Source organism: Lentzea sp. NPDC020367, assembly GCF_044387305.1.
GTDB lineage: Bacteria > Actinomycetota > Actinomycetes > Mycobacteriales > Pseudonocardiaceae > Lentzea.
In genome coordinates this window covers 585,309-609,105 of the sequence record NZ_JBIRVV010000006.1, presented here as the reverse complement: position 1 = coordinate 609,105, position 23,797 = coordinate 585,309, and the positions used below count along the sequence as shown (strand labels likewise).

The following is a 23,797-nucleotide window of genomic DNA, read 5'->3' as shown; positions in this document are numbered from 1 at the left end:
TCAACACCTATTAACGTCAGGAAAGGGCTGCGGCTTCCTTGGAACCGGTGTACTTCACGTAACCCTCGGACTCGAGCACGTCGGCCAGCTCGCGGCCACCGGACTCGACGATCCGGCCGTTCGCGAAGACGTGCACGAAGTCCGGCTGGATGTACTTGAGGATCCGGGTGTAGTGCGTGATCAGCATGACGCCGACCTCACCGGAGGCCTTGTACCGGTTCACGCCCTCGGACACGACGCGCAGCGCGTCGACGTCCAGGCCGGAGTCGGTCTCGTCCAGGATCGCGATCTTCGGCTGGAGCAGGCCCAGCTGCAGGATCTCGTGGCGCTTCTTCTCACCGCCGGAGAAGCCCTCGTTCACCGAACGCTCGGCGAACGCCGGGTCGATGTCGAGGTCGGCCATCGCACCCTTGACCTCCTTCACCCAGTGGCGAAGGGCCGGGGCCTCGCCGCGGACGGCGGTGGCGGCGGTGCGCAGGAAGTTCGACATCGAGACGCCGGGGACCTCGACCGGGTACTGCATGGCGAGGAAGAGGCCCGCGCGGGCGCGCTCGTCGACGGACATCTCGAGGACGTCCTCGCCGTCGAGGGTGACGGTGCCCGAGGTGATCGTGTACTTCGGGTGCCCGGCGATCGCGTAGGACAGCGTGGACTTGCCGGAGCCGTTGGGGCCCATGATGGCGTGCGTCTCGCCGGCCTTGATCGTCAGGTCGACGCCCTTGAGGATCTCCTTGGGAGCGTCCTCGCTGACGACCGAGACGTGCAGGTCCTTGATCTCAAGGGTGGCCATGACTTGCCGTTCTCCTGGTGGTGTAGCTAGAAGTCAGTTCGTGGTGACGGTGACGTCGACGAACACATCGCCGTCACGGATGTCGACGGCGTAGACGTCGACCGGTTCGCTGGCGGGTGGCGAGGAGGGCTGGCCGGTCTCGAGGTCGAAGCACGACCCGTGCAACCAGCACTCGATCCCCTTGCGGGTGACCTCGCCCTCGCTCAACGACACCGCGGCGTGCGAGCACAGATCCGCGAGTGCGTGCACCCGCTCGCCGTTGCGCACCAACACGACATCAGTTCCGTCGACGTCGGCGGCGAACGGCTTGCGGTCGTCCAATGAGGACAGTGCACACACCTTGATCACGTGCCGACCGCCTCGAGCTCTGCCTCGATGGCGGCCTCGAGGCGCTCGCGCACCTCGGGGACGGCGATCTTCGCGATCAGCTCCTGGAAGAAGCCGCGCACGACGAGACGCCGTGCCTGGTCCTCCGGAATGCCGCGCGCCTGCAGGTAGAACAGCTGCTCGTCGTCGAACCGGCCGGTGGCGCTGGCGTGGCCCGCGCCCTCGATCTCGCCGGTCTCGATCTCCAGGTTCGGCACCGAGTCGGCGCGCGCGCCGTCGGTCAGGATCAGGTTCCGGTTCAGCTCGAACGTCTCGGTGCCCTCGGCCGCCGCGCGGATCAGCACGTCGCCGATCCACACGGTGTGCGCGCCCTCGCCCTGCAACGCGCCCTTGTAGACGACGTTGCTGCGGCACTTGGCCTGCGCGTGGTCGATGAACGGCCGGTGCTCCTGGTGCTGACCCGCGTCCGCGAAGTACAGACCGAACAGCTCCGCGTCGCCACCGCGACCCGCGTACTGCACGACCGGCGTCACACGCACGACGTCGCCGCCGAGCGTGACCACGGTGTGCTTGATGGTCGCGTCGCGGCCGAGCTTCACGTGGTGCTGCGAGACGTGCACGGCGTCGTCGGCCCAGTCGTGGATGGTGATCACCGTGAGGTGAGCGCCGTCCGCGACGAGGAACTCGACGTTGTCCGCGTACGCGCCGGAGCCGCGGAAGTCCAGGATCACGGTGCCCTCGGCGAACTGCGAGGCCTTGATCTGGATGTGGCCGTAGGCGACGGCGCCGACGCCCGCGCCGGTCACCGTGACGGTGGTCGGCTCGGTCTTGGCGTCGCCGGGCAGCGTCACGATCGTGGCGTTCTCGAAGGACGAGTACGCCTGCGCCGCGACGCGGTCACCGGGGGTGCCGGCGGTGCCGAGCCGCGAGTCGTCACGACCCACGGTCTCGACGGTGACGCCGGCGGCGGCGGACACCTCGACGGCAGCGGAACCCGTTGCCGCAGCGCCGGAGTGCAGACCGGCAAGGCGCTTGAGAGGCGTGAAGCGCCAGATCTCCTCACGGCCACCCGGGACCTCGAACGCTTCTACGTCGTAGGACGCGAAGTGCTCAGCGCGCGAGGCGACCGGGGTGACAGCGCCGTGGGAGTGAGGTTTCGTAGACAGGGCGGCCATGTCAGCCGACGGCCCCTTCCATCTGCAGTTCGATCAGGCGGTTCAGCTCGAGGGCGTACTCCATGGGGAGCTCGCGCGCGATGGGCTCGACGAACCCGCGCACGATCATCGCCATGGCCTCGTCCTCGTTCAGGCCGCGCGACATCAGGTAGAACAGCTGGTCCTCGGAGACCTTCGAGACCGTGGCCTCGTGACCCATCTGCACGTCGTCCTCGCGGACGTCGACGTACGGGTAGGTGTCCGAGCGGCTGATGGTGTCGACCAGCAGCGCGTCGCACTTCACCGTGGACTTCGAGTGGTGCGCCCGCTTGTTGACCTGGACCAGGCCGCGGTACGACGTGCGGCCACCGCCCCGCGCCACCGACTTCGAGATGATCGTCGAAGAGGTGTGCGGTGCCATGTGGACCATCTTGGCGCCGGCGTCCTGGTGCTGGCCCTCGCCCGCGAACGCGATCGAGAGGACCTCGCCCTTGGCGTGCTCGCCCATCAGGAAGACGGCCGGGTACTTCATGGTCACCTTGGAGCCGATGTTGCCGTCGACCCACTCCATGGTCGCGCCCTCTTCGGCCTTGGCGCGCTTGGTGACCAGGTTGTAGACGTTGTTCGACCAGTTCTGGATCGTCGTGTAGCGGCAGCGGCCGCCCTTCTTCACGATGATCTCGACGACGGCCGAGTGCAGCGAGTCCGAGGAGTAGATCGGCGCCGTGCACCCCTCGACGTAGTGCACGTAGGCATCTTCGTCGACGATGATCAGCGTGCGCTCGAACTGACCCATGTTCTCGGTGTTGATCCGGAAGTAGGCCTGCAGCGGGATGTCCACGTGCACGCCCTTCGGCACGTAGATGAACGAGCCACCGGACCACGTCGCGGCGTTGAGCGCCGAGAACTTGTTGTCACCCGCGGGGATGACGGAGCCGAAGTACTCCCGGAAGAGCTCCGGCTGCTCCTTGAGGGCCGTGTCGGTGTCCAGGAAGAGGACACCCTTCTCCTCCAGGTCCTCGCGGATCTGGTGGTAGACGACCTCGGACTCGTACTGGGCGGCGACACCCGCGACGAGGCGCTGCTTCTCGGCCTCCGGGATGCCCAGGCGGTCGTAGGTGTTCTTGATGTCCTCGGGCAGGTCCTCCCAGCTGGTGGCCTGCTTCTCGGTGGACCGCACGAAGTACTTGATCGAGTCGAAGTCGATCCCAGAGAGGTCAGCGCCCCAGCTCGGCATCGGCTTGAGGTCGAAGAGCTTGAGCGCCTTCAACCGGTACTCGAGCATCCACTCGGGCTCGCTCTTCTTCGCCGAGATGTCGCGGACGACATCCTCGCTGAGGCCTCGGCGTGCGCTCGCGCCGGCAGTGTCCGAGTCGGCCCAGCCGAACTCGTAGTTGCCGAGAGACGCGATGGTCTCTTCCTGCGTGAGCGGAGACTGCACCGTGGTGGGCGTGCGCTGCTCGGCAGCGGCAGTCATGCGGGCTCCCCTCCATCATCTGGGATCCGATTTGCAATGTTCGGGATGTGCGTCGTGCACACGGCGTGGCCGCGGGCGATCGTCGCGAGGCGCTGCACGTGGGTACCGAGGAGGTTCGCGAACGTCTCCGTCTCGGTCTCGCACAGCTGGGGGAACTCGGCGGCGACGTGGGCGACCGGGCAGTGGTGCTGGCACAACTGCTCGCCCGTACCCACGTTTCGCGCCGCCGCAGCGTAACCCTCCCTGGTCAACGCGGTCGCAAGGGCCTTGGCCCGTTCGGCGGGCGTGACCTGGGCCACGATCGTCGAACGATGACCGTCCACGAGTGCGTCGACACGACTTTGCGCAAAGGCGCGCACTGCCTCTTCCCCACCCGTCTGGGCGAGGAACCTGAGGGCGGCGACCGCGAGGTCGTCGTAGGCGTGGCCGAACCGGGCGCGTCCGGCGTCAGTCAGGAGGAACAGCTTCGCGGGACGGCCACGGCCACGTTGGGTCTGCCGCGGTGCGTCCCTCGTCGTCGCCTCACCGTCCGCGAGCAGCGCGTCTATGTGACGACGCACGGCCGTGGGACTGATGCCCAGCTCCTCGGCGATACCCGCCGCGGTGACCGGGCCCTGCTCCAGGAGGAGCCTGGCGACAGCACGCCGAGTCTTGCCGTCGTGCTGCGGCACGGCGTCAAGGAAGCTCTCGGCGTTTTTCACAACACCAGTGTTGCGTATTTAGCCGGAGGTAGCAAAGATCGCGGTCACAGGGTGACCTGACTCACGGCTGAACGTGGCTCGATACCCTCCTGGCATGTCCACGAACGGCGGAGCTGTAACTCCGGAGAGCGACCTCTTGAACGGTCGGGAGCGTCGCCAGCTGGACATCGTCCGTCGCTGGGGCACCATCGGCGCGTTGCTGCTGACCGTCGGATCCCTGGGCGGCGGGGCCGCGCCCATCTACTCGCCGCTCTACGGCGTGCCCGTTCTCGGACTTTTCTCGAGGATGCCCAGTGTCGCGATGGGGGTCGTCTGGACCGGCATCTTCATGATCGTGTCGGCCTGGCTGGCGCTGGGCCGGTTCGTGAAGCCCGGCAGGCCGCGGCTGATCTCGCGCGGTCAGATGGACCGCACGCTGCTGATGTGGACCGTTCCGCTGGTCTTCTGCGTGCCGATGTTCTCCCGCGACGTGTACTCGTACCTGGCGCAGAGCGAGATCGCGGCGCGCGGGCTCGACCCGTACGAGCTGGGACCGGCGAACGCGCTGGGCGTCGACCACGTGCTGACGCGCGGTGTGCCGAACATCTGGCGCGAGACGCCAGCGCCGTACGGGCCGCTGTTCCTGGCTTTCGGCCGGTTGACCGCGATGCTGACCGGCGACCACGTGGTGTCCGGCGTGTTCGTGCACCGGCTGCTGGTGCTGGTCGGCCTGGGCATGATCGTGTGGGCGCTGCCCCGGCTCGCCGCCCGGTTCGGGGTGCCGCCGGTCGGCGCGCTGTGGCTGGGCGCGCTGAACCCGCTGGTGCTCTTCCACATCGTCATCGGCGTGCACAACGACGGACTGGCGCTCGGCCTGATGCTGGTCGGCCTGGAGCTCGCGATGCGCGGGCTGGAACCGTTGAAGTGGTCGTGGATCGCGCTGGGCGCCGGGGTCATCGTGTGCGGGGCGATGGTGAAGATCCCCGCGATGGCCGCGCTGGGCTTCCTCGGCGTGATGGTGGCGCGCAAGCTCGGCGGCCAGTTCAAGCACCTGGCGCTGGTGGCGGCGATCATGGCCGGCATCGCCGCGGTCGGGGTGGTGGTGATCTGCCTCGGCACCGGGTTCGGGTTCGGCTGGGTCGAGACGCTGAACGTCGCGTCGACCGTGAAGTCGTGGATGTCCCCGCCGACCGCGCTGGGCTTCCTGGGCGCCGGCACCGGGATCATGCTCGGTCTGGGCAACCACACCGAGGCGATGATCTCGCTGACCAGGATGCTCGGGCAGGGCGTGTCCGTCGTGATCACGATCGTGCTGCTGTGGCGCAGCTTCAAGGGCCGGATCAAGGCGATGAACGGCCTGGGCGCGGCTCTCGGCGCGATCCTGGTGCTCGGGCCGGTGCTGCAACCCTGGTACGTGCTGTGGGCGGCGATTCCGCTGGCCACCGCGGTGGTCGGACCCAAGTTCCGGATGTTCGCCATGGTGACCTCGGCGATCATCGCGATCATCCTGCCGCCGACCGGGTCCGCGTTCGACGGGCGCGCCTACACGGTGCCCCAGGCGGTCGCGGGCGCGGTGATCACGTTCGCCATCTGCGTGCTGATCGCGCGCAAGCGGGTCGGTCCGTTCCTGAAGTCCGATCCCGCCGGGCAGGTCTGATCGGACCGGTAACCCCGTTCCTCCGGCGGACGACCTACTGGACGTAGGAAGATCGTCGCCGGAGGGGGTGACGTGTGATGTCCGAACAACCCATGTCGCGCGAAGAGGTCCGGTTCGCCGTCGTGCTCAACGGGGGCGTGAGCCTCGCCGTCTGGATGGGCGGCGTGGTGCTGGAGCTCGACCGGCTGACCAGGCCCGGATCGGTGTACCAGCCGCTGCTCGACCTGGTCGGCTGCACGGCCAGAGCGGACGTCATCGCGGGCACCTCGGCGGGCGGCATCAACGGCGCCGCGCTGGCGTTGTCGCAGGTCAACAAGCACGCCGACCTGACGAGGCTCCGGGATCTCTGGGCCGAGCAGGGCCGGATGGAACAGCTGCTGCGCACTCCGTTCCGCGGCCAGCCGGCGTCGCTGCTCAAGGGCGACGAGTTCTTCCTCCCCCGGTTGCAGGAGGCGCTGGCGCGGCTCACCACGGACTTCGAGCCGACCGAGCCGGACCAGCGCCCGATCGACCTGCGGATCACCACCACACTTCTGGGTGGCGTTCCGACGATCACCTATGACGACCTGGGCCAGCCGCTGACCCAGTCGGTGCACCAGGGCTCGTTCTCGTTCCGCCGCGACCCGTACACCTGGGTCTCCGAGGACACCCGCGACGACTTCACGCCCGCCACGCTGAACGACCGCGTGCTGCAGCTCGCGCTGGCGGCCCGCAGCAGTGCCAGCTTCCCGTTCGCGTTCGAGCCGAGCTTCATCCCCGTCGGCGGCCAGGCGACGCCGGACCGCCCGGACATGGCGGACGTCGCGAGCTGGGCCAACGGCGCCGACCGCAGCAGGTTCGCGGTCGACGGCGGCGTTCTCGTGAACACTCCGACAAAGGAGGCGCTCGAAGCCATCGACCGGATGCCGGCGGACGGGCCGGTGCGGCGGGTGATGCTGCTGGTCTTCCCGCACGCCGAGCCGCTGGGTTCCGAGCCGATGGCCGACGCGATCGACAGCGGGCTGACGACGGTCGGGTCCGGCGGCAAGCTGCTGGGCGCGATGTCCAGCCAGGCCAACAGGACCTACGTCGAGAAGATCGAGGAGCACAACCGGCGCGCCGCGAGCAGCAGGGGCGGCCGGATGTCGTTGCTGGAACGCCTGCACGCGGGCGGCGACGACGTGGTCGGCGAGGTGTACTCGCTGGCGGACAAGCTCTTCGGCCACTACGAGGACATCGAGATCCGGCTGGCCGCCCGGCAGGTGACGGCGCAGCAGTTCGCGCTGCCCAAGGGCAATCCGGCGAACTGGTCGTTCGAACGGGCGCGCAGGGCCGCGGAGACCGCGCAGCGCAAGTGGAAGAAGCTGCACGGCGTCCTGCCGTACGTGCCGGGCGTGCGGCTGCCGGGCGTCGTGTGCCGCGAGGACGTGGGCTGGGAGTGGGGCATCACGATGGCCGAACGCCTCGGGGCGTCGGCACTCGACCTGCTCAAGCGGCTCGTGTGGGTGGTGGACGAGGGCCAGGCCGAGGAGATCACCAAGGTCCGCCGCGAACTGCACCAGGTCCGCGCGGAACTGCGGCGGCTGCGCACCGAGCTGTTCGACTGGAAGCCGTCCGACTCGCTCGGCGAGACCTACTGGACCGGCCGGCTCGCGAGCTACCACGAGCACCTGATCGACGGGCATCTCGGCCTGGAGGTCCGGGCTCAGGTCGCCGAGATCGGCCGGATCGTCGGCGCCGCGCGGAAGGTGATCACGGAGCTCGACGAGCGCCGGCTCAAGCTCGGCGGCCTGGTCTGCTGGCACGCCCTGCTCGACCCCGCGGCCACCCCGGCGGAGGCCGGGCTCGACGACGGCGAACGGTGGCTCAGTCGCCTGCTGGCACTGGAGATCGCCGGCACGTGCCTGTCCGACGACGCGTCGACCGGGCTGGACACGGCGGTCGAGCTGGTGCAGGTGTCGCTGCAGACGCGCAACGCGTTCGCGCAGCAGTCGATCACGGCCGACGACAAGGCCGGTGGGGCGTCGCTGTCGCGGTTCTCCGGGTTCCTCAAGCGGTCGTGGCGGGTCAACGACTGGATCTGGGGACGCCTCGACGGCGCCACGATGCTGTGCCGCGTGCTGTTCGACCCGCGCCGGTTGCGCAGGATGGACCTCCTCGGACGGCCTGACGGTGACGAGCGCACGGCGGAGGAACGGGCGGGGGCCGTGGTCGACCAGGTCGTCGCGGCGATGTTCGGCCTGGAGCTGCCGATGCAGGTCGCCGTGTGCGCGGAAGAGGCGAAGAAGGAACTCTGCGGCATCTACGAGACCGAGAACGAGCTGTCGCCGTCGTCGATGAAGCTCGCCGAACTGGCCGCGTGGGGCCTGCACTGGCGGATCATCTGCGAGGAGCTCCCCCGGCTGCGGGCCGCGATCATCGCCGACCGCGGTGACGGCGCGGACAAGCGTTCGCGCGGTGAGCTGTTCCTCGAAGAGCACGCAGACCTGTTGCGGCGCCTGGAATATCCGCACGAGCACACGGTCACGCTCGGCATGTCGGCACTCAACGCCTTCGACCGCGCGGGCATCGGCCGCGAGCCCCTCACCCAGGAAGCCGCGTCGGACCAGATGATCCGCACGGCCGCGAACGCCGCGGCCGTCGCCGTCACGGTCGCCGACTCCGAACGGTCGGGGCTCGCCGCGGTCCGTCCCGTGACGCGGGTGGTCCGCGGGGCCGCGCTGCTCCCCTACTGGACGATCACCGGCCTGACCCGCGGGGGCAACCTCGCGCAGTTCCTCGGGCTGCTCGGGCTCGCGGTCGGCGGCGCGCTGGTCGTGATGGCGTTGTTCGGCATGCTGCCCGCGTGGGCGGCGGGTCCGGGCGCGGCGATCGGCGCGGCCAGCCTCCTCGCCGCCTTCGGGTACGCGGCCCTGCGTAGCGGCACGATGCTGCACGGGCTGGTGTTGCTGTCCCCCGTGATTCCGTTGGTGGCCATAGCCGTCGAGCGGATGCCCGACGACAACGCGGAGATCACCACCGGCACGATCACGGTGGCCGGAGTCGCCGCCGTCGTCGTGGCTCTGCTGGTGCTCGGCTCGTTGCCCGCGCCGATCCGCACCCCGCTCGCCGTGCTGGCCGACTTCCGGCCGTTGCAGATCATCAAGCGCCGCTGGAAGCAGACCGCCGTGGTGCTGGTGGTCGCGGGGATGGTCTGGTCGGTGTGGCGGTTCGAGCTGCACCTCAAGCCGTGGCTGGTGATCCCCGCTTCGGTCCTCTGTGGAGCGTTCGGCGTCTACATGGCGCTGTCGAGCGGCAAGTCGCTGCAGCGCTGGCGCCGGGTCGAGGGCGTGTGGGGCACGGAACGCGCGGAGCCTCCCGCCGCCGCGACCGCGGGCTGGGCCGTCGTCTACGGCGTGGTGTACCTGGCGATCGCCGACGTGCTGCTGGTCATCGGCCCGCGCGGGTGGGGCTGGCAGGCGGTGATCGGCACCGCGCTGGCGTTCGGCCTGACGCTGCTGCTGATCACGTCCTGGTACGTGCCGCGGATCGAACGCCGCCGGATCCGCGAGCAGCTGGTGGCCGAGGCGATTCCGGCGATCTACCCGGACGGCTCCGACGTCGCGGCGACGTTGCGCGAACGGCTGGAGGGGCACGCCTCGCTGTACCGGTTCCTGGTGAAGGGCGAGGGCGAGCACCCCGGCGAGCTCAGCCTCTCCCAGGCCGGGCTGCTCGTCGCGCAACGGATCGGGGAGAAGCTCAGGGCACGCGCGTGAGGGCCGACGCGACGCGCAACGTCGAAGCGGTGCTGCGGGCGGCCGCGCGGGTGTTCTCGGCGGACCCCCTCGCGCGGATCAGCGACGTCGCCGCCGCGGCCGGCGTGGACAAGCGGACCGTCTACCGGCGCTTCGACTCCCGCGAGGACCTGCTGCTGGCGGTCTACCGCACTCGACTGGACCGGCTCGAGGCGCTGATCGACGAGGCCTTCTCCGGCGAACGACCGGTGCGCGACGCGCTGCTGGCGTTCGCCGAGGGCGGCATCCGGCTCAGCCGTGACTGGCCCGTCGACATCCGCGCGGTGACCGATCCGGCGATCCAGCGGCGCCGCGAGGAGCTGGATGAGCGGATGGACGGCTTCCTGCTCCGTGCCGAGGAGGCGGGCGTGATCGCGTCCGGACTGCCCGCCGGCTGGACGTTGCGGATGCTGCAGACCCAGCTGCACACGGTCGCGCAGGAGATGCCGGCGCTCCAGCCCGGTCCGGCCGCCGCACTCGTGATCGAGACGTTCCTGCACGGCGTGGGCGCCTGACCTGTGACCGAGGCCATGCCCCTCGCGGGCATTTCCGGGCCGTCTCCAGCGTCATAAGTGTCATAGAGAGTGACACTTATGAAGGAGCAGACGATGTCGAAGACGTGGCTCATCACCGGGGCGTCGCGGGGTTTCGGGCGCAGGCTCGCCGAGGCCGCGGCGGAGGCGGGTGACCGCGTCGTCGCGACGGCGCGGCGCCCTGAGCAGCTCGAAGACCTGGTGGAGCGCTTCGGGGACCGGGTGCGCGCGATCGCGCTGGACGTCACCGACCCGGAGGCGGCCCGCCGAGCGGTCGAGCAGGCCGTCGAGGCGTTCGGCGCGCTCGACGTGGTCGTGAACAACGCCGGCTACGCCAACAGCGCGCCGATCGAGGAGATGGCCGAGGACGACTTCCGCGCCCAGATCGAGGCGAACCTGTTCGGCGTCGTGAACGTGACCCGCGCGGCGCTGCCGGTGTTGCGGCAGCAGCGTTCCGGCACCTTCGTGCAGTTCTCGTCGGTCGGCGGCCGCGCGGGTGGCACGCCGGGCATGGGCGCCTACCAGACCGCGAAGTTCGCGGTGGAGGGCTTCTCCGAGGTGCTGGCGAACGAGGTGGCGCCGTTCGGCGTGCGGGTCGTGATCGTCGAGCCGGGCGCGTTCCGCACCGACTGGCAAGGTTCCTCGATGGTCCGCCACGAGGCAGGCCCCGACTACGACGAGACGGTCGGCGCGATCAACCGCTTCCGCGACGAGACCGACGGCGTGCAGCCGGGCGACCCCGCCCGTGCGGCGCGGGTGATCCTCGACGTCGTCGCCTCGGACGAGCCGCCACGTCGTCTGGTGCTGGGTGCCGCCGCCGTCGAGACGGTGCTGGCGGCGGAGGCCCGCAGGAGTGCGGAGACGCAGAAGTGGGCCGAGGTCAGCGCCTCCGCGGACTTCCCCGCGGACGAACGCTGACCCCGGCCCTGGTGGCCCGACGATCCCCCGTCAGGCCGGGCCCCCCTCGCTGAGACTCAGGCCGCCAGCGCGATGACCGGAACCGTCTGGCCCATCGCCCGCGCGTACAGCGCCTCGAAGCGCTCCAGGGTCGTCGCCAGCGCGTGGTGCGAGATGATCTCGCTGCTGGCGGCGCCCATCCGCGCCCGCATCGGAGCGTCGTGCACCAGAGTGTGCAGGCGCTGGGCCAGCTGGTTCACGTCGCCGGGCTCGAACAGCCAGCCGTTGCGGCCGGGGTGCACGAGGTGCGGCAGCGCCATGGCGTTCGCGGCGATCACCGGCTTGCCCGCGGCCATCGCCTCCATCGTCGCGAGGCTCTGCAGTTCCGCGACACCGGGCATGACGAACAGGTCGGCGCGGGCGTAGGCGTCGAGCAGGTCGTCCTCGGACACGAAGCCGTGGAAGCGGACCCGGTCGGTGATCCCCAGGTCGCGGGCCAGCAGCTCCCACTCGGCCTTGCAGGTGCCGTCGCCGACGATCTCGCCGAACGCGCCGGGCACGCGGGCCAGGGCGCGCAGGAACTCGTCGACGCGCTTCTCCTCGTCCAGCCGTCCGACGAACAGCGCGGTCGGCCGGTCGTTGTGGGTGACCTCGCGCTGGTAGCGGGCGATGTCGATGCCGCACGAGACGGGCACCGCGCGTTCGGGGAAACCGCTGTCGTGCAACAGCTGCACGGCGCGCGGGGTCGGCGCGGTGACGACGTCGGCGCGGCCGAAGACGCGGGCCAGGTCGCGGTAGGCGAACCTGCGGGCCATGCCCTGCAGGAACTTCGGCAGGTGGGCGTGGCTGAACAGGTTCTCCGGCATGAAGTGGTTCGTGGCGAGCGTCGGAATCCCTTGGGCGACAGCGGAGTTCAGGACGAACCGGCCCACCACGAAGTGCGCCTGGACGTGCACGACGTCCGGCCTGAGCGACTTGACCAGCTCGTCGGCCTCCTTCGACGCCTGCCACGGCAGGCAGAAGCGGAAGTCCGGGTAGAACGGGAGCCGGTGCGAACGCAGCCGGTGGACGGTGACACCGGGGATCTCCGTGGCCCTGGGCGAGTCCGGGGCGATGACGTGGACGTCGTGACCGTTCTCGGCGAGACCGACCGCCAGGCGCTGCGCGAAACGCGCTGCACCGTTGACGTCCGGCGGGAACGTGTCCGCGGCGATGACGACGCGAAGCGCGCTGGAGGTGTTCACGAGAAGCTCCGTTCGGATGTTTTCACGAGGTTGACGAGCAAGTGCGAACACGCCGCTAACGGCGGCGAGAGCGCAGGCGAACAGCGCGACACCGGTCAAAGGAGACAAATGTGCTGCTTCGCCGAGCAGGAAGGCGCCGAGGCCGACCGCGACCAGCGGGTCCACCACGGTCAGGCAGGCGACGGCGAGATGAGGAGGTCCGCCGGCGTAGGCGTGCTGGACCAGCCAGCCGCCGACGGCGAGTGAGATGGCGATGCCGAGCACAGACGCGAGGTGCGAGAGCCCGAAACCGCCTTGCTGCACCGACTGTGAGACGGCACGCATCAGCACGGACACGTACCCGTACGCGACGCCACCGGCCGATGCGAACGCCACGGCACGAATGCGCGCGTTCGGCGTAAGGGCTGCGATCACGCCCGGCACCGCGATCAGGCCGAGAGTCACGAGTCCGGCGGTGAGTTCGACGTCCGGCACGACCTTGGTCGCGGTCGCACTGCCCGAGGCGAGCAACACGAACGCACCCACGCCCACAGTCGTGAGCAGGATCGCCGGCAACTCGCGGAAACGGCGGTCCATCAACGCGGTCATGCCGATCGCGAGGACACCGATCGGCTGCACGACCGTCAACGGCGCCATGCCGAGCGCGGCCGCGTGCACCCCGGCACCGCCGACGAGCAGCGCGAACCCGGCGAGCCACCGGGGCTGGCGGAGAACACTGGCACGGGCACCGGTCTCGGCGATCGCGTCGTGCTGCAGGCGGGCCGCGAGGGCGAAGCACACGGCACCGAACACGGCGAGCGTGATGGCGAGCATGGTCATGAGGTGCGCCTCACCTGTAGTGCCGCGATGGCGAAAAGGAGTCCGTAAAGGGATGCGAACAAAACGCGTTCCGTAAGTCCGCGCGCCTCGAAACCGGCGAAGGAAACGTGACTCACCAGAAACGCCGCGCTCGACACGCTCGCAGTTATTGCGACACCGAGCAGAGCCGGAAATTTGCGGGCGATGAGCACACCGGCCGCGGGCAGAGCCATGAACATGACCGCTCCGGCGTACCGGTGGACATAGCCGGACAACGAGGTCGGCGCTCCCGTCGGATCGGTCGGGAAGATCGTCGACACGGTCAGACCCGCCGACCAGACGCCGATCAGCCACTGCGCTGACCTGCCTACACCCCGCAGGTTGACGGCGAGCAACGCCGAGACGGCCGCGAGACTAAGAGACGTCGCCGCGAGCCAGCCCGTGCCGTTGTTCACGAACACGTAGTCGCTGATCACGTCCGTGACCGGGTTGAGCTGACCTGCCGACATCACATGCAGGTAGAAAATCGGAACCAGTGAGAACACCAGCCCCCCGACCACCAGGCCCCGCCTTTTCGCCCCCGCCTCGATCACGACAAAAGTCTCTTGTGAACGCGGTGATCAACCAATGGGGAACTCCCCCGAGGGGACCCTGAGGTGTCCCTGAGTCGCAGGGGTAGGGCTAGCCCCACCTTTTTCAGCTCTGCTTCAGGAATGGGCCGAATGACCCAGGTGCGTGCGCATTGCCCGGACCGCCTAGGCTGCGTGCTCGTGAGCCCGAATCCCCAGCCTGCGGTGGAAGTGTCGGGGCTGGTCAAGAGATACGGCTCGAAGACCGCCGTCGACGGCCTCGACCTCGTTCAGCAGCCCGGCACCGTTCTCGCCCTGCTCGGGCCCAACGGCGCGGGCAAGACGACGACCGTCGAGATCTGCGAGGGCTTCCGCACCGCCGACGACGGCTCGGTGCGCGTGCTCGGCATGGCGCCGGGTTCCGAGGCGCTGCGGCCGCGGATCGGCGTGATGCCGCAGGGCGGTGGCGGTTATCCCGGCATTCGCGCCGAGGAGATGCTGAACCTCGTCGCGGCCTGCGCGGCCAATCCGCTCGATCCCAAGTGGCTGATCGAGATCCTGGGACTCGGTGGTGCCGTGCGCACCCCGTACAAGAGGTTGTCCGGCGGCCAGCAGCAGCGGCTCTCGCTCGCGTGCGCGTTGATCGGACGCCCCGAACTCGTGTTCCTGGACGAGCCGACCGCGGGCATGGATCCGCAGGCGCGCCGTCTGGTGTGGGACCTCGTGGGAGCGCTTCGCGACGACGGCGTGGCCGTGCTGCTCACGACGCACCTCATGGACGAGGCCGAGGCGCTCGCGGACAACGTCGTGATCATCGACGAGGGCCGCGTGGTCGCGCAGGGCTCGCCCGCCGAGCTGACCGCGAACCGGCCGGACGACCAGCAGCTGCGGTTCCGCGCGCGACCCGGTCTCGACCTCACGTTGCTGTCCGCCGCACTGCCCGAGGGGCTGAAGGTGCGCGAGGCGACCAAGGGCGCGTACGTCGTCGAAGGGATGATCGACCCGCAGGTCGTGTCCACCGTGACGTCGTGGTGCGCTCAGCAGGGCGTGCTGGCCGAGGAGCTCACGGTGGCCAAGCGCAGCCTCGAAGACGTTTTCCTGGAGCTGACCGGCAGGGAGCTGCGCTCGTGACCACCTTCGCTCCCGGCACGTTCAAGCCCGCGCCCGGCCGCGGTTCGTTGCCGCGCATGCTCTTCGTGCACGCGCGCACCGAGGCGTTGCTGACGTTGCGCAACGGCGAGCAGATCCTGCTGACCGTGATCATCCCGCTGGCGTTGCTGGTGGCTCTGTCGCTGATGTCGGTGATCCCGATGCCGGAGCCGCGCGTCGGGTCCGCCACCGCGCGGATCTTCGCGCTGGCGATCATCTCGTCGGCGTTCACCGGGCAGGCCATCGCTCTCGGGTTCGACCGGCGTTATGGCGTGCTGAAGCGGCTTTCGGCCTCGGCGCTGCCCCGCTGGCTGCTCGTCGCCGGACGGGTCTGCGGCGCGCTGGTCGTGGTCGCGTTGCAGATCGTGTTGCTCGGCGTGACGGCGTTGATCCTGGGCTGGCGCTTCCCGCTGGCCGGTCTGCCGTGGGTCGTGCTGCTGATCGTCCTGGGCACGCTGACGTTCGGTGCGCTGGGCGTGCTGCTGGGTGGGGCGCTGCGCGCCGAGATCGTGCTGGCGCTGGCGAACATCATCTGGTTCGTGCTGCTGATGGTCGGTGGCGTGGCCCTGTCGGTGCCGGTCGGGTTCGTGCACCTGCTGCCGTCCGCCGCTCTGGCCCAGGCCCTGGAAACCTCTGTGGTGCACGGCACGGCTCCAGGTGTGGGCCCCGTCGCAGTACTTGTGGCCTGGGGTGTTGTCGCGGGCGCGTTGGCGACCCGGACGACTCGTCTCACCTGACGACACCTACGATCGTTGGCGTGTCGAAGCTGACCGCCTTCCTCGTGTCCTGGCAGCGCGCTTTCGCGATTGCCGTCGTCATCGCGCAGGCCGGAATCGCGGTCACCGGGTCGATCGTCCGCGTGACCGGCTCGGGCCTGGGTTGCCCGACGTGGCCGCAGTGCGTCGAGGGCAGCGTCGTCCCGGTCGAGCACCCCGAGGTCGCGGCACTGCACCAGTGGGTCGAGTTCGGCAACCGCACGCTGACCGGTGTCGTCGGCGTCATCGCAGGCCTGTGCGTGCTGGCGGCCTGGTACAACCTGCCGCGACGCAGGCGGGTTCTCGTGCTCTCGCTCGTCCAGCTCGTCGGTGTGGCCGTGCAGGCGGTCGTCGGCGGCATCACCGTGCTGACCGGCCTGGCCTGGTACACCGTGTCGATCCACTTCATGATCTCGATGGGTCTGGTGTGGATGGCCGTGCTGCTCGTGAGCTCGCTGTCCGAAGGTGACGGCCCGGCTCGCTTGAAGGTGCCGGCGCCGTTGATGAAGCTCCAGGTCGTCATGGCCGTCGTGCTGGGCGCGTTGCTGCTCGCGGGCACCTGGGTCACGGCCGCCGGCCCGCACGCCGGTGACTCGGCGACCCCGCGTCTGGGCGTCGAGGTGGCGACTCTGGCGCAGATCCACGCGGACCTGCTGTTCCTGTTCCTGGGCCTGCTGATCGCGGTCGGGTTCTTCACCCGCACCCGCTCCTACTGGACGCTGGTCGGCGTCGTGCTCGCTCAGGGCGCGCTGGGCATGGTCCAGTACTGGACGGGCGTGCCCGAGGTGCTGGTGTCGATCCACGTGCTCGGCGCCGGTGCTGTAGTCGTTGCCACGGCTGCTTTGTGGACGTCGTCACGTGAGCGCACGCACGAGGTCGAGCTGCCCGCTTCCGACGATCAGGCGCTCAGCAAGGCTTGAGCTTCTCCCCGGTCGTTGTGACCGGCCCAGTTCGCCGGTGTCGCTTCGAAGTTGACGTCCGTGATCGTCTTGTCGGCGCCCGCGTCGAGCAGGATCCGGATGACCTCGAGATGGCCGCGTTCGGCCGCCAGATGCAGTGCCGTGACGCCCTCGCCGTGCATCGGCCCGCCGAAACCCGTGCGCTGGTTGGGATCCGCGCCCAGGTCGAGCAACGTGCGGGTGGCGTTCTCCAGCCCGCACCAGGCCGCCCACGCGAGCGCGGTGCCGCGGTAGACGTCCGCGTCGATCCGGGCGCCGCGCTTGAGCAGGTCGCCCAGGACCTCGGTGCGGTCGTTGCGCGCGGCCCACGACAACGCCTCGTCGAGCACTTCCTGCGGGTCGTTCGTCGGCCACCAGCGCGGGAAACCGCTGTGGGGCCGGTAATAGCCCCTTCTGGCCTCCGGTTCGGTCGCCAGGTCCAGGTCTCCCAGGCCGGCCGCGGTGCGCAGGTTCGGCGGGTGAACTCCTGTTCGCGCCAGAAGTTCGGCGGCTTCTCTGTTGCCCCAGAACAACGCGACCGTCAGTGGCGTGCCGCCCTCACCCCGTGCGTCCAGATCGGTCCGAGCGCCCTTGGCCAGCAGCAGTTCCGCGAGGTTCGGCAGGTTCGAGTACGCCGCCTGGTGCAACGCCGTCCAGCCGTGGACGTTCTGGTGGTCGATGTCCGCGCCGTCGTTGAGCAGCACCTCGACCAGGCGCTCGTCGCACTTGGCCGTCGCCAGCCCGAGCAGGTCGTTGCCGTTGGTACCGCTGGCCTTCACGAGCCACGGGTCGCGCGTGATGATCGCCTTGAGCTCACCGGGGTTCTGCATCTCGATGGCCTGGTAGGCACGCGCGAACGGCCGCGGCTTGCGGATGTTGGCCTTGAGCGCCTTCCAGTCCTCACACCCGTGCGCCTGAGCAAGGACGCTGTGCGCGCCCTCGTCCGTCAACGGCACGTCGTCGAAGACCTCCAGGGCACCGGGCACGCCGTCCCACGCGGAGGCCAGCAATCCCCTGGCCCGCTCCTCGTAGTACTCGATGTCGTCGCGAAACGGGTGCCACATGGCACCACGCTACTTCGGCGAGGCGGGCCTGCGCTCCCACAAAGCGGGCAGTTCCTCTGAGAGCCAACCGTAGAGGTGGTCGACGGTCCTGAGCCGCATCGACCGCTCCGGATCACCGCTGAGCAACCGCATGCCGTCCTCGGTGAGCGTCTGGACGCTGGCGATGGCGTTGAGCTTGCGCTGGATGAAGTCCGTCCAGGCCTTCTCGTTGATCCGGTACTCCGCCGCCTGCCGGCCACGCCGGGTCCGCTTGGTCACCAGCCCGACGTTGACCAGGTACTTGAGGTTCGTGCTGATCGACCCGCTGCTCGCCTCCAGCTCCTGCGAGAGCTCGGCGGCGGTGCGCTCCACCGGCTGGCAGATCAGCAGGTAGCCGAGGATGCGGCCGCCGATCAGCGGGATGCCCTCCTCGGCGAAGTGGGCCGCGAACCGCTCGATCCAGGCGGACAGGCGGGTCTCGCGTCCGACGCTCATCTCTGGCCCTCCCAGGCGAACACTGCTTTCGGTCGACACTGAAATCATCGTAGCGATCTTGTCAACGTCAGCCCGGGTCGTACGGCTCGGCGTTCTCCCTGAGCGCCTCGGCCTCGCTGCGCTACCACGTCCACCGCAGGTGCGGACGGGTCCACGAGCAGGAACCGCACCGCCTGGCCGGCCCGCAACCGAGCCAGCACCTTGCCGAACTGCGAGTTCAGAAGGGCGTTGCGGCCACGCCGGTGATCCAGAACTCCCACCCGGATCTCCATCAAGCCATCGTGCCGCTCGCGCACGCGACGAGGTCGTCGAGGGTGGTCTGGATCCGCGCGACGAGCCGATGTCTGTCCGCCGTGGCCATGAGCGAGTCGTTCGTGGGATCGAGGTCCGCGACCTGCATCCGCCCACTGGTCTTCAGGATCGCGGGCAGGTCAGATCCGGCGGGAACGGCTGGAGCTTCACCTCGATGAGGAGATCGACCGATCCGTTCAGCGGCGCGGCTTGTGGAGATCGGCAGGGTCGAAGGTGACGGAGATCGTGCCGACGACGTGCACCGGTTCCTGATTGCCCGGCGTCAGCGTCACGACGTCCGAGTACACGCCACCGTTCAGCCGGTGGCAGTAGATGACCGGACCGTCCGCGATGTCGAGCTCGACCCGCCAGTACGCAGGCACGCCGGCCGCGGCGAGAGCGGCGGGCTTCTCCAGACGGTCGCTCTTCTTCGTGGACGGGCTGACGATCTCGACCACCAGCGCGACGTTCGCAACGTCGACCGCCACGGTCTCGACGCGCTCTGTCGTCACGACCACGTCCGGGATGTAGCCGAAGTGCTCGCCGACGCGGACACCGACGGCGGTCAACGCCTCCATGCCCTCCGAGGCAACGGCGTCGTCGAGGATCCGAGCCAGCCTGTCTCCGACCCTCTGGTGCTTGGCGGCGGATGCGGGAGTCACGACGAACCGTCCGTCGACCAGCTCGATGCGACGGCCTTCTTGCGGGTCAAGGCTCTCCCAGTCGTCCAGGGTGTAGCCGTCCAGACGCCGCGCGGTGGTCACCTCATCACCCCTAGCCTGGCCTTCTGATACCGGTCGACCCACGCTTCAAGTCTGACACGTCCGGCAGCCATTGCCACAGCGACGACGACCACCACAACCGACGCCAGGAGGCGGAAGCCTTCCAACGCCAGTTGCTTGGGGTCGATCAACCAGAAAGAGCTATCGCTGGGAGAAGCTCCAAGTCAGCAGACGGGCGCGAGCGGGGTCGTCTCGTCCGGCCCTGGCCGCCGGCGCCACCGGTCCAGCTTCGCGTGCTCGGTCAGCGAGATCAGCGTCTCCCGCACCGAGAGCCGGACGCGCGGGTCGCAGTTCACGACCGGCACGTCGGGCGAGATGCCCATGCCGCGAATGATGGCCTTCACGTCCGACCGAACGGACGCGTGCACGTTGTTCAGCGCGAGCACGTACGGGATGTTGTGGTCCTCGAAGTACCGCATCGCGTCCACGGAGTCCGCGGGACGCATCACGTCGAAGAGCACGACGGCACCCACTGCGCCGCGCACCACGTCTCCCCAGCCCGCGCGCGGGTCCTGCCACTGCGGGGCCACGAAGAGGTGCAGCGCCAGGCCGGGGTCGAGCCACACGCGTCCGAACTGGATGCGCACCAGTTCCGTCACGGCACCCGCGCGTTCCGGCGGCAGTGCGTTCATCGTCAGGAGATCGTTCTCCACGATGGACCTGATGAAAGTGCTCTTGCCCACGCCGAAGCCACCGGCGACGACAATCTTGGCCGAGGTCAGCTCCCGACCGGGCGGCCCTGGGGGCCCGAATTCGGGAAATCTAGAGCCGACGTAGTCCACTCAGCACTCTCTCCATCAACCCGAGGTCCGGCGTGTCACCGCCTGCGGAAGCGGTCTGGTGCACGTCCACCAGACCTCGTTCCGCCATGTCGCCGAGCAACACCTTCACGACTCCCAGTGGGAGACGCATCAGTGCGGCCACTTCCGCGACGGATCGCGGGGAGTGGCACAGCTCGACAACGCGTTGGTGCTCAGCCTGCAAGATACCTGCCGAGTGCCGACTCTGATCATTGGCGGAGACAAGTGTCTCGATCTCGAGGTCGATGTTGGACCGAGTGCGCCCACCCGTCCAGGCATATGCACGAACGATCGACGAGTCCTGAGCCTCCTGAATGGAGGGCTCGAAGTCTTCCTGCGGTACAACGGGAGTCGCTTCCCGCGCGGGCACCGGGTCCGGCGTGCGCGCCCGCTTTCGGCCCGAGTCCAGGGAGAACCCGTTCATCAGGTCGGCGAACGTCTGCTCGGCGGGCGTTTCCCGCCTTCGTCGTCGGTGCGCGTCAGGGGACGAGCTCATGGTTCACCTCACGCTGTGCAGCTGCGCTCGCAGTTCGGGGGTGAGGATCTGGCCCACCTGGTCGACGACCACGGTCATCTCGTAGGCCACTTGACCGACGTCGCTGTCGGGGGCGGCGAGAACCGCCAAACAAGACCCGTCTCGAATGGACATGAGGAGCATGATCCCGTAGTCCATCTCGATCACGGTGCGCAACACTCCGCCACCTTCGAAGCAACGTGAAGCGCTCATCGTCAGTGCTGTGACACCGGAGGAGATCGCGGCGAGCTGCTCGGCGCGGTCCGGTGGCAGACCCGTCGACTTGGTGAGCAGCAGGCCGTCCACCGAGATCACGATCGCGTGGGCGACACCGGCCACTCGATCCGTGAAGTTCGTGATCAACCAGCCGAACTGGTCGACCTGGCGCGACTGAGGCGTGCTCATGCCTTCTCCCCGTTGTACTGGCCGTTCCCCTGGCCGCTTCCGTTCCCGTTGCCGCCGAGCGGCGCCTGACGCAGGCCCGTCTGGTAGCTGGCGAGAAAGCCTCGTGCTCGTTCCGGATCGCGCTTCGGGCCTGTGGCAGGGCGTGTGCCGTTCTCGGGACGTTCCGCCAGGTCGGGGAGCAGGTTCTTACGCGGCGCCCGTTTCGGCAACCCGGCATCGGTCTCGCCGGCGTCCGTGGCGGGGTCTCCCGCCTGCTCCCAGACCGTCCCGCCGGGCTTCTTCCCGAACCACGACGCCACTACCGACGGTGACGATACAGGTGGGGTCGTTGCCGGCGAATGATCACCGTTGACCGATTCGCCCGAGACTCCGGTGCCCCTGAACCAGGACGACGTCGTCTCATTTGGTGACGCGGCCGGCACGCCGTTGTACTCGGCCGAAGCGGGGCGCGGAGTGCGCTGGGGCAGTGACTCGTCGATCGCGGCGCCGCGGAACGACGACCACTCCGCGGACTCGCGCGGCCGGTCGATGGCCGGGGCGGGCGCGGGCGGCGGCGCCAGGTTCGGCGTCTTCACGACGACGTGGGGCTGCTTGGCCAGAGCCGGCTTCGGCTGCGGCAGTGCGGCGTGGCGCGGCTGCGACGGCGCCGGGGCCTCCTCGTGCGAGCGCACGAGTTCCGCCGGCACGAGCACGAACGCGCGCAGGCCCTCGCGGCCCTCTCCCGCGCCGCGCAGCCGGACGGTGATGCCGTGGCGGCCCGCGAGCCTGCCGACGACGAACAGACCCATCTGGCGGGACACGGGCACGTCGTCCTCGGTGCCGGACGACAGCCGCTCGTTGGCCTCGGTGAGCTCGGCCGGGCCCATGCCGATGCCCTGGTCGGCGACCTCGACGAGCACGGCGCCCTGCTGGTCGATCCGCGAGCCGATCATGACCTGGGTGGCGGGCGCGGAGAACGCGGTGGCGTTGTCCAGCAGCTCCGCGATCAGGCGCACGAGGTCGCTGGCCGCGTAGCCGACGACCTCGACCGACGGCGTCGACTTCACCACGACGCGCTGGTAGTGCTCGATCTCCGACGCGGCGGCGCGCAGCACGTCCGCGAGCGGGACGGGCTGGCTGAACCGGCGGGCCATGTCCGTGCCGGACAGCACCATCAGGTTCTCGTTGTTGCGGCGCATGCGCGTCGCGAGGTGGTCGAGCTTGAAGAGGTTGGCGAGCTGCTCGGGGTTCTCCTCGTGCCGCTCCAGCTCCTCCATGAGCTTGAGCTGGCGCTCGACGAGGCCCTGCGAGCGGCGCGACAGGTTCACGAAGATGTTCTTCATGCCCGACCGCAGCGACGACTGCTCGACGGCGGAGCGGATGGCCTGCTCGTGCACCGCGTCGAACGCGCGGGCCAGCTGGCCGAACTCCTCCATGGAGTGCACGGGCACCGGTTCGATCGTGAGGTCCGGCGCGCGGTCGGCACGGATCGCGGCGACGACCTCGGGGAGGTGGTGGTGCGCCACGTCGAGGGCGGAGCGGCGCAGCTCGGACAGCGAGCGCAGCAGGTAGCGGCCGATGACGAAGCCGAGCGTGCCGGCGATGAGCAGCATCGCGAGCAGGATGACCGCGGCGGCGCCTGCCTTGTTGGACGTGTCGTCCTGCAGCGAGGCGGCGGTGTTCGCGAGCTCGTCCTGCAGTTCGCGGCCGACCTGTTCCATCAGCCGCGCGGTGGTGCTGGACGCCTTGTTCCAGTCGTCGACGGCGATGCCGAACTCCTGCGGCGGCTTGGGCTGGCCGGGACGCGTGGCGGGCGGCGGGGTGCCGTCGGGCTGGGTGAGCGCGCGTTCGACGAGTGCGTTGCGGCTCGCCACCGCGGCACCGGTGACGGTCTGGTCGTAGGCGCGGCGCTGTTCGGTGGTGCCGATGGCCTGGAAGTCGTTCAGGCGGTCCTGCAACCGGATGTCGGACTGCTCCAGCGCGCGGACCTCCGGGCCCAGGAGCTTGCCCCGGCCGATCCCGGCTAAGACGAACGCGTGCTGCAGCGAGACCTGCTCCTGCGCGATGACCATGTTGTGCAGTGCCACCGCGGTGCCCGAGATGGCGTTGTCGTTGAACTGGCCGACGAGCGCCTGTTCGAAGTCCAGCAAGGACTTCACGATCGCGGTGTAGCCGTAGGTGCCGCCGGACGGGTCGCCGCCGTCGCCGCCCTGGGCGACTTTCTCCCGCAGGTTCTTCAACGTCTCCAGCTGGCCGCCGACCTCGGCGAAGCGCTGCCGTGCGACGTCGCTGACGCCGTCGGTGCGGTCGATGCGGCGGCGCACGGTCGAGACCGCGTTGTCCGTGGACCTGATCTGGTTCTGATAGGCGCCGACACCGGAACCGCTGGTCGTGCTCTGGGCGGCGAGCGTGCGTTCCTGCTGGATGCTGGAGATCAGCGGCGCGAGATCGGCCCTGAGCCGGACCAGGCCCTGCATCTGCACGTAGTTGTCGGACCGGTCCACGTAACCGGAGATCTGCAGTGCGCCCGCGCCGACCGCGACGGCCACCGGCACCAGCAGCACGACGCCGAGCTTGACCGGCAGGCGCCAGTTGCGCCAGTCGCTGATCTTTCTCCACTCGACATTCACGAAATGGTCCCCAAGGCGCGCTCGAAGTGCCCCACTATCGGCTACCTCCTGGCCTGGTGAATCCCCGCGAGCTTGAGACCCCGCAGCTAGATATCTCGACCAGCCGTATCGGGTGTTAGCGGATAGTAGGCCAGAGAG

The 23,797-nt window shown here is 69.2% G+C and carries 22 protein-coding genes; 7 read left to right on the top strand and 15 right to left on the bottom strand.

Annotated features, from left to right (window positions below):
• Positions 1 to 16: 16 nt before the first annotated feature.
• From sufC to ACH413_RS28045, 5 genes are read right to left on the bottom strand one after another with little or no spacing between them, the layout of a single operon-like run.
• Complete coding sequence (gene sufC / locus ACH413_RS28065) at positions 17 to 790, bottom strand: Fe-S cluster assembly ATPase SufC (RefSeq protein ID WP_360031314.1); 774 nt, start codon at positions 788 to 790, stop codon at positions 17 to 19.
• 33 nt (positions 791 to 823) lie between these two features.
• Entirely contained in the window at positions 824 to 1,138 is a 315-nt protein-coding gene (locus ACH413_RS28060) for a non-heme iron oxygenase ferredoxin subunit (RefSeq protein WP_360031315.1), read from the bottom strand.
• Positions 1,135 to 2,292, bottom strand: a complete 1,158-nt coding sequence (sufD, locus tag ACH413_RS28055) for a Fe-S cluster assembly protein SufD (protein ID WP_360031317.1) — start codon at positions 2,290 to 2,292, stop codon at positions 1,135 to 1,137. The genes ACH413_RS28060 and sufD overlap by 4 nt, the downstream gene beginning before the upstream one ends.
• A gap of 1 nt (position 2,293) precedes the next feature.
• Positions 2,294 to 3,748 carry a Fe-S cluster assembly protein SufB gene (gene sufB, locus ACH413_RS28050; protein WP_093601364.1) on the bottom strand — a complete coding sequence of 485 codons (1,455 nt, stop codon included), beginning with the start codon at positions 3,746 to 3,748 and terminating at the stop codon, positions 2,294 to 2,296.
• Positions 3,745 to 4,449 carry a metalloregulator ArsR/SmtB family transcription factor gene (locus tag ACH413_RS28045; RefSeq protein WP_360031319.1) on the bottom strand — a complete coding sequence of 235 codons (705 nt, stop codon included), beginning with the start codon at positions 4,447 to 4,449 and terminating at the stop codon, positions 3,745 to 3,747. Before ACH413_RS28045 ends, sufB begins: the two co-directional genes overlap by 4 nt.
• Before the next feature lie 94 nt (positions 4,450 to 4,543).
• Here ACH413_RS28045 and mptB point away from each other — a divergent pair, with 94 nt between their 5' ends.
• The 4 genes from mptB (at position 4,544) to ACH413_RS28025 (ending at position 11,288) form a co-directional block, all read left to right on the top strand.
• Entirely contained in the window at positions 4,544 to 6,085 is a 1,542-nt protein-coding gene (gene mptB / locus ACH413_RS28040; RefSeq protein WP_360031321.1) for a polyprenol phosphomannose-dependent alpha 1,6 mannosyltransferase MptB, read from the top strand.
• Between the two features lie 77 nt (positions 6,086 to 6,162).
• Complete coding sequence (locus ACH413_RS28035) at positions 6,163 to 9,819, top strand: patatin-like protein (protein WP_360031323.1); 3,657 nt, start codon at positions 6,163 to 6,165, stop codon at positions 9,817 to 9,819.
• Positions 9,816 to 10,352: a helix-turn-helix domain-containing protein gene (locus ACH413_RS28030; RefSeq protein ID WP_360031325.1), complete on the top strand. Its 537-nt coding sequence runs from the start codon at positions 9,816 to 9,818 to the stop codon at positions 10,350 to 10,352. Before ACH413_RS28035 ends, ACH413_RS28030 begins: the two co-directional genes overlap by 4 nt.
• Before the next feature lie 93 nt (positions 10,353 to 10,445).
• A complete protein-coding gene (locus ACH413_RS28025) occupies positions 10,446 to 11,288 on the top strand; it encodes an oxidoreductase (protein ID WP_360031327.1) in 843 nt (280 codons plus the stop codon).
• 56 nt (positions 11,289 to 11,344) lie between these two features.
• Here ACH413_RS28025 and ACH413_RS28020 read toward each other — a convergent pair whose 3' ends face one another.
• Together ACH413_RS28020 and ACH413_RS28015 are read right to left on the bottom strand one after the other, a co-directional pair.
• Positions 11,345 to 13,330, bottom strand: coding sequence for a glycosyltransferase (locus ACH413_RS28020; protein ID WP_360031328.1), 1,986 nt, complete (start codon positions 13,328 to 13,330; stop codon positions 11,345 to 11,347).
• Positions 13,327 to 13,902 (bottom strand): DUF998 domain-containing protein, encoded by a 576-nt coding sequence (locus ACH413_RS28015; protein WP_360031330.1) that lies wholly within the window; start codon positions 13,900 to 13,902, stop codon positions 13,327 to 13,329. The genes ACH413_RS28020 and ACH413_RS28015 overlap by 4 nt, the downstream gene beginning before the upstream one ends.
• A 201-nt stretch (positions 13,903 to 14,103) precedes the next feature.
• Between ACH413_RS28015 and ACH413_RS28010 the strand changes: the two genes are divergently transcribed.
• From ACH413_RS28010 to ACH413_RS28000, 3 genes are read left to right on the top strand one after another with little or no spacing between them, the layout of a single operon-like run.
• Complete coding sequence (locus tag ACH413_RS28010; protein ID WP_360032500.1) at positions 14,104 to 15,009, top strand: ABC transporter ATP-binding protein; 906 nt, start codon at positions 14,104 to 14,106, stop codon at positions 15,007 to 15,009.
• The gene (locus tag ACH413_RS28005) at positions 15,006 to 15,764 is read left to right on the top strand and encodes an ABC transporter permease (protein ID WP_360031332.1); all 759 of its coding nucleotides are present in this window, start codon (positions 15,006 to 15,008) and stop codon (positions 15,762 to 15,764) included. Before ACH413_RS28010 ends, ACH413_RS28005 begins: the two co-directional genes overlap by 4 nt.
• Positions 15,765 to 15,775: 11 nt before the next feature.
• Positions 15,776 to 16,702, top strand: coding sequence for a heme A synthase (locus ACH413_RS28000; RefSeq protein WP_396425309.1), 927 nt, complete (start codon positions 15,776 to 15,778; stop codon positions 16,700 to 16,702).
• Here the strand turns inward: ACH413_RS28000 and ACH413_RS27995 are convergent.
• The 8 genes from ACH413_RS27995 to ACH413_RS27960 all read right to left on the bottom strand — a co-directional run bounded on the left by ACH413_RS27995 (position 16,681) and on the right by ACH413_RS27960 (position 23,659).
• Positions 16,681 to 17,784: an ankyrin repeat domain-containing protein gene (locus tag ACH413_RS27995; protein ID WP_360031336.1), complete on the bottom strand. Its 1,104-nt coding sequence runs from the start codon at positions 17,782 to 17,784 to the stop codon at positions 16,681 to 16,683. The genes ACH413_RS28000 and ACH413_RS27995 overlap by 22 nt on opposite strands.
• Positions 17,785 to 17,793: 9 nt before the next feature.
• Positions 17,794 to 18,258, bottom strand: a complete 465-nt coding sequence (locus ACH413_RS27990) for a transcriptional regulator (RefSeq protein WP_360031338.1) — start codon at positions 18,256 to 18,258, stop codon at positions 17,794 to 17,796.
• 271 nt (positions 18,259 to 18,529) lie between these two features.
• A complete protein-coding gene (locus ACH413_RS27985; protein WP_360031340.1) occupies positions 18,530 to 18,658 on the bottom strand; it encodes a hypothetical protein in 129 nt (42 codons plus the stop codon).
• An 88-nt stretch (positions 18,659 to 18,746) separates the two neighbouring features.
• Positions 18,747 to 19,313: a Uma2 family endonuclease gene (locus ACH413_RS27980; RefSeq protein ID WP_360031342.1), complete on the bottom strand. Its 567-nt coding sequence runs from the start codon at positions 19,311 to 19,313 to the stop codon at positions 18,747 to 18,749.
• Between the two features lie 182 nt (positions 19,314 to 19,495).
• Positions 19,496 to 20,014: a hypothetical protein gene (locus tag ACH413_RS27975; protein WP_093601339.1), complete on the bottom strand. Its 519-nt coding sequence runs from the start codon at positions 20,012 to 20,014 to the stop codon at positions 19,496 to 19,498.
• A 79-nt stretch (positions 20,015 to 20,093) separates the two neighbouring features.
• Positions 20,094 to 20,627 (bottom strand): DUF742 domain-containing protein, encoded by a 534-nt coding sequence (locus ACH413_RS27970; protein WP_360031344.1) that lies wholly within the window; start codon positions 20,625 to 20,627, stop codon positions 20,094 to 20,096.
• A gap of 3 nt (positions 20,628 to 20,630) precedes the next feature.
• Positions 20,631 to 21,050 (bottom strand): roadblock/LC7 domain-containing protein, encoded by a 420-nt coding sequence (locus ACH413_RS27965; RefSeq protein ID WP_093601335.1) that lies wholly within the window; start codon positions 21,048 to 21,050, stop codon positions 20,631 to 20,633.
• Entirely contained in the window at positions 21,047 to 23,659 is a 2,613-nt protein-coding gene (locus ACH413_RS27960; RefSeq protein WP_360031346.1) for a nitrate- and nitrite sensing domain-containing protein, read from the bottom strand. The genes ACH413_RS27965 and ACH413_RS27960 overlap by 4 nt, the downstream gene beginning before the upstream one ends.
• Positions 23,660 to 23,797 lie beyond the last annotated feature (138 nt).

Excerpts from the sequence above, each read along its gene's own strand:
- sufC (WP_360031314.1), bottom strand. The coding sequence starts at position 790 with ATGGCCACCCTTGAGATCAAGGACCTGCACGTCTCGGTCGTCAGCGAG.
- sufD (WP_360031317.1), bottom strand. The coding sequence starts at position 2,292 with ATGGCCGCCCTGTCTACGAAACCTCACTCCCACGGCGCTGTCACCCCG.
- sufB (WP_093601364.1), bottom strand. The coding sequence starts at position 3,748 with ATGACTGCCGCTGCCGAGCAGCGCACGCCCACCACGGTGCAGTCTCCG.
- mptB (WP_360031321.1), top strand. The coding sequence starts at position 4,544 with ATGTCCACGAACGGCGGAGCTGTAACTCCGGAGAGCGACCTCTTGAAC.
- ACH413_RS28035 (WP_360031323.1), top strand. The coding sequence starts at position 6,163 with ATGTCCGAACAACCCATGTCGCGCGAAGAGGTCCGGTTCGCCGTCGTG.
- ACH413_RS28025 (WP_360031327.1), top strand. The coding sequence starts at position 10,446 with ATGTCGAAGACGTGGCTCATCACCGGGGCGTCGCGGGGTTTCGGGCGC.
- ACH413_RS28020 (WP_360031328.1), bottom strand. The coding sequence starts at position 13,330 with ATGACCATGCTCGCCATCACGCTCGCCGTGTTCGGTGCCGTGTGCTTC.
- ACH413_RS27995 (WP_360031336.1), bottom strand. The coding sequence starts at position 17,784 with ATGTGGCACCCGTTTCGCGACGACATCGAGTACTACGAGGAGCGGGCC.
- ACH413_RS27990 (WP_360031338.1), bottom strand. The coding sequence starts at position 18,258 with ATGAGCGTCGGACGCGAGACCCGCCTGTCCGCCTGGATCGAGCGGTTC.
- ACH413_RS27985 (WP_360031340.1), bottom strand. The coding sequence starts at position 18,658 with ATGCAGGTCGCGGACCTCGATCCCACGAACGACTCGCTCATGGCCACG.
- ACH413_RS27970 (WP_360031344.1), bottom strand. The coding sequence starts at position 20,627 with ATGAGCTCGTCCCCTGACGCGCACCGACGACGAAGGCGGGAAACGCCC.
- ACH413_RS27965 (WP_093601335.1), bottom strand. The coding sequence starts at position 21,050 with ATGAGCACGCCTCAGTCGCGCCAGGTCGACCAGTTCGGCTGGTTGATC.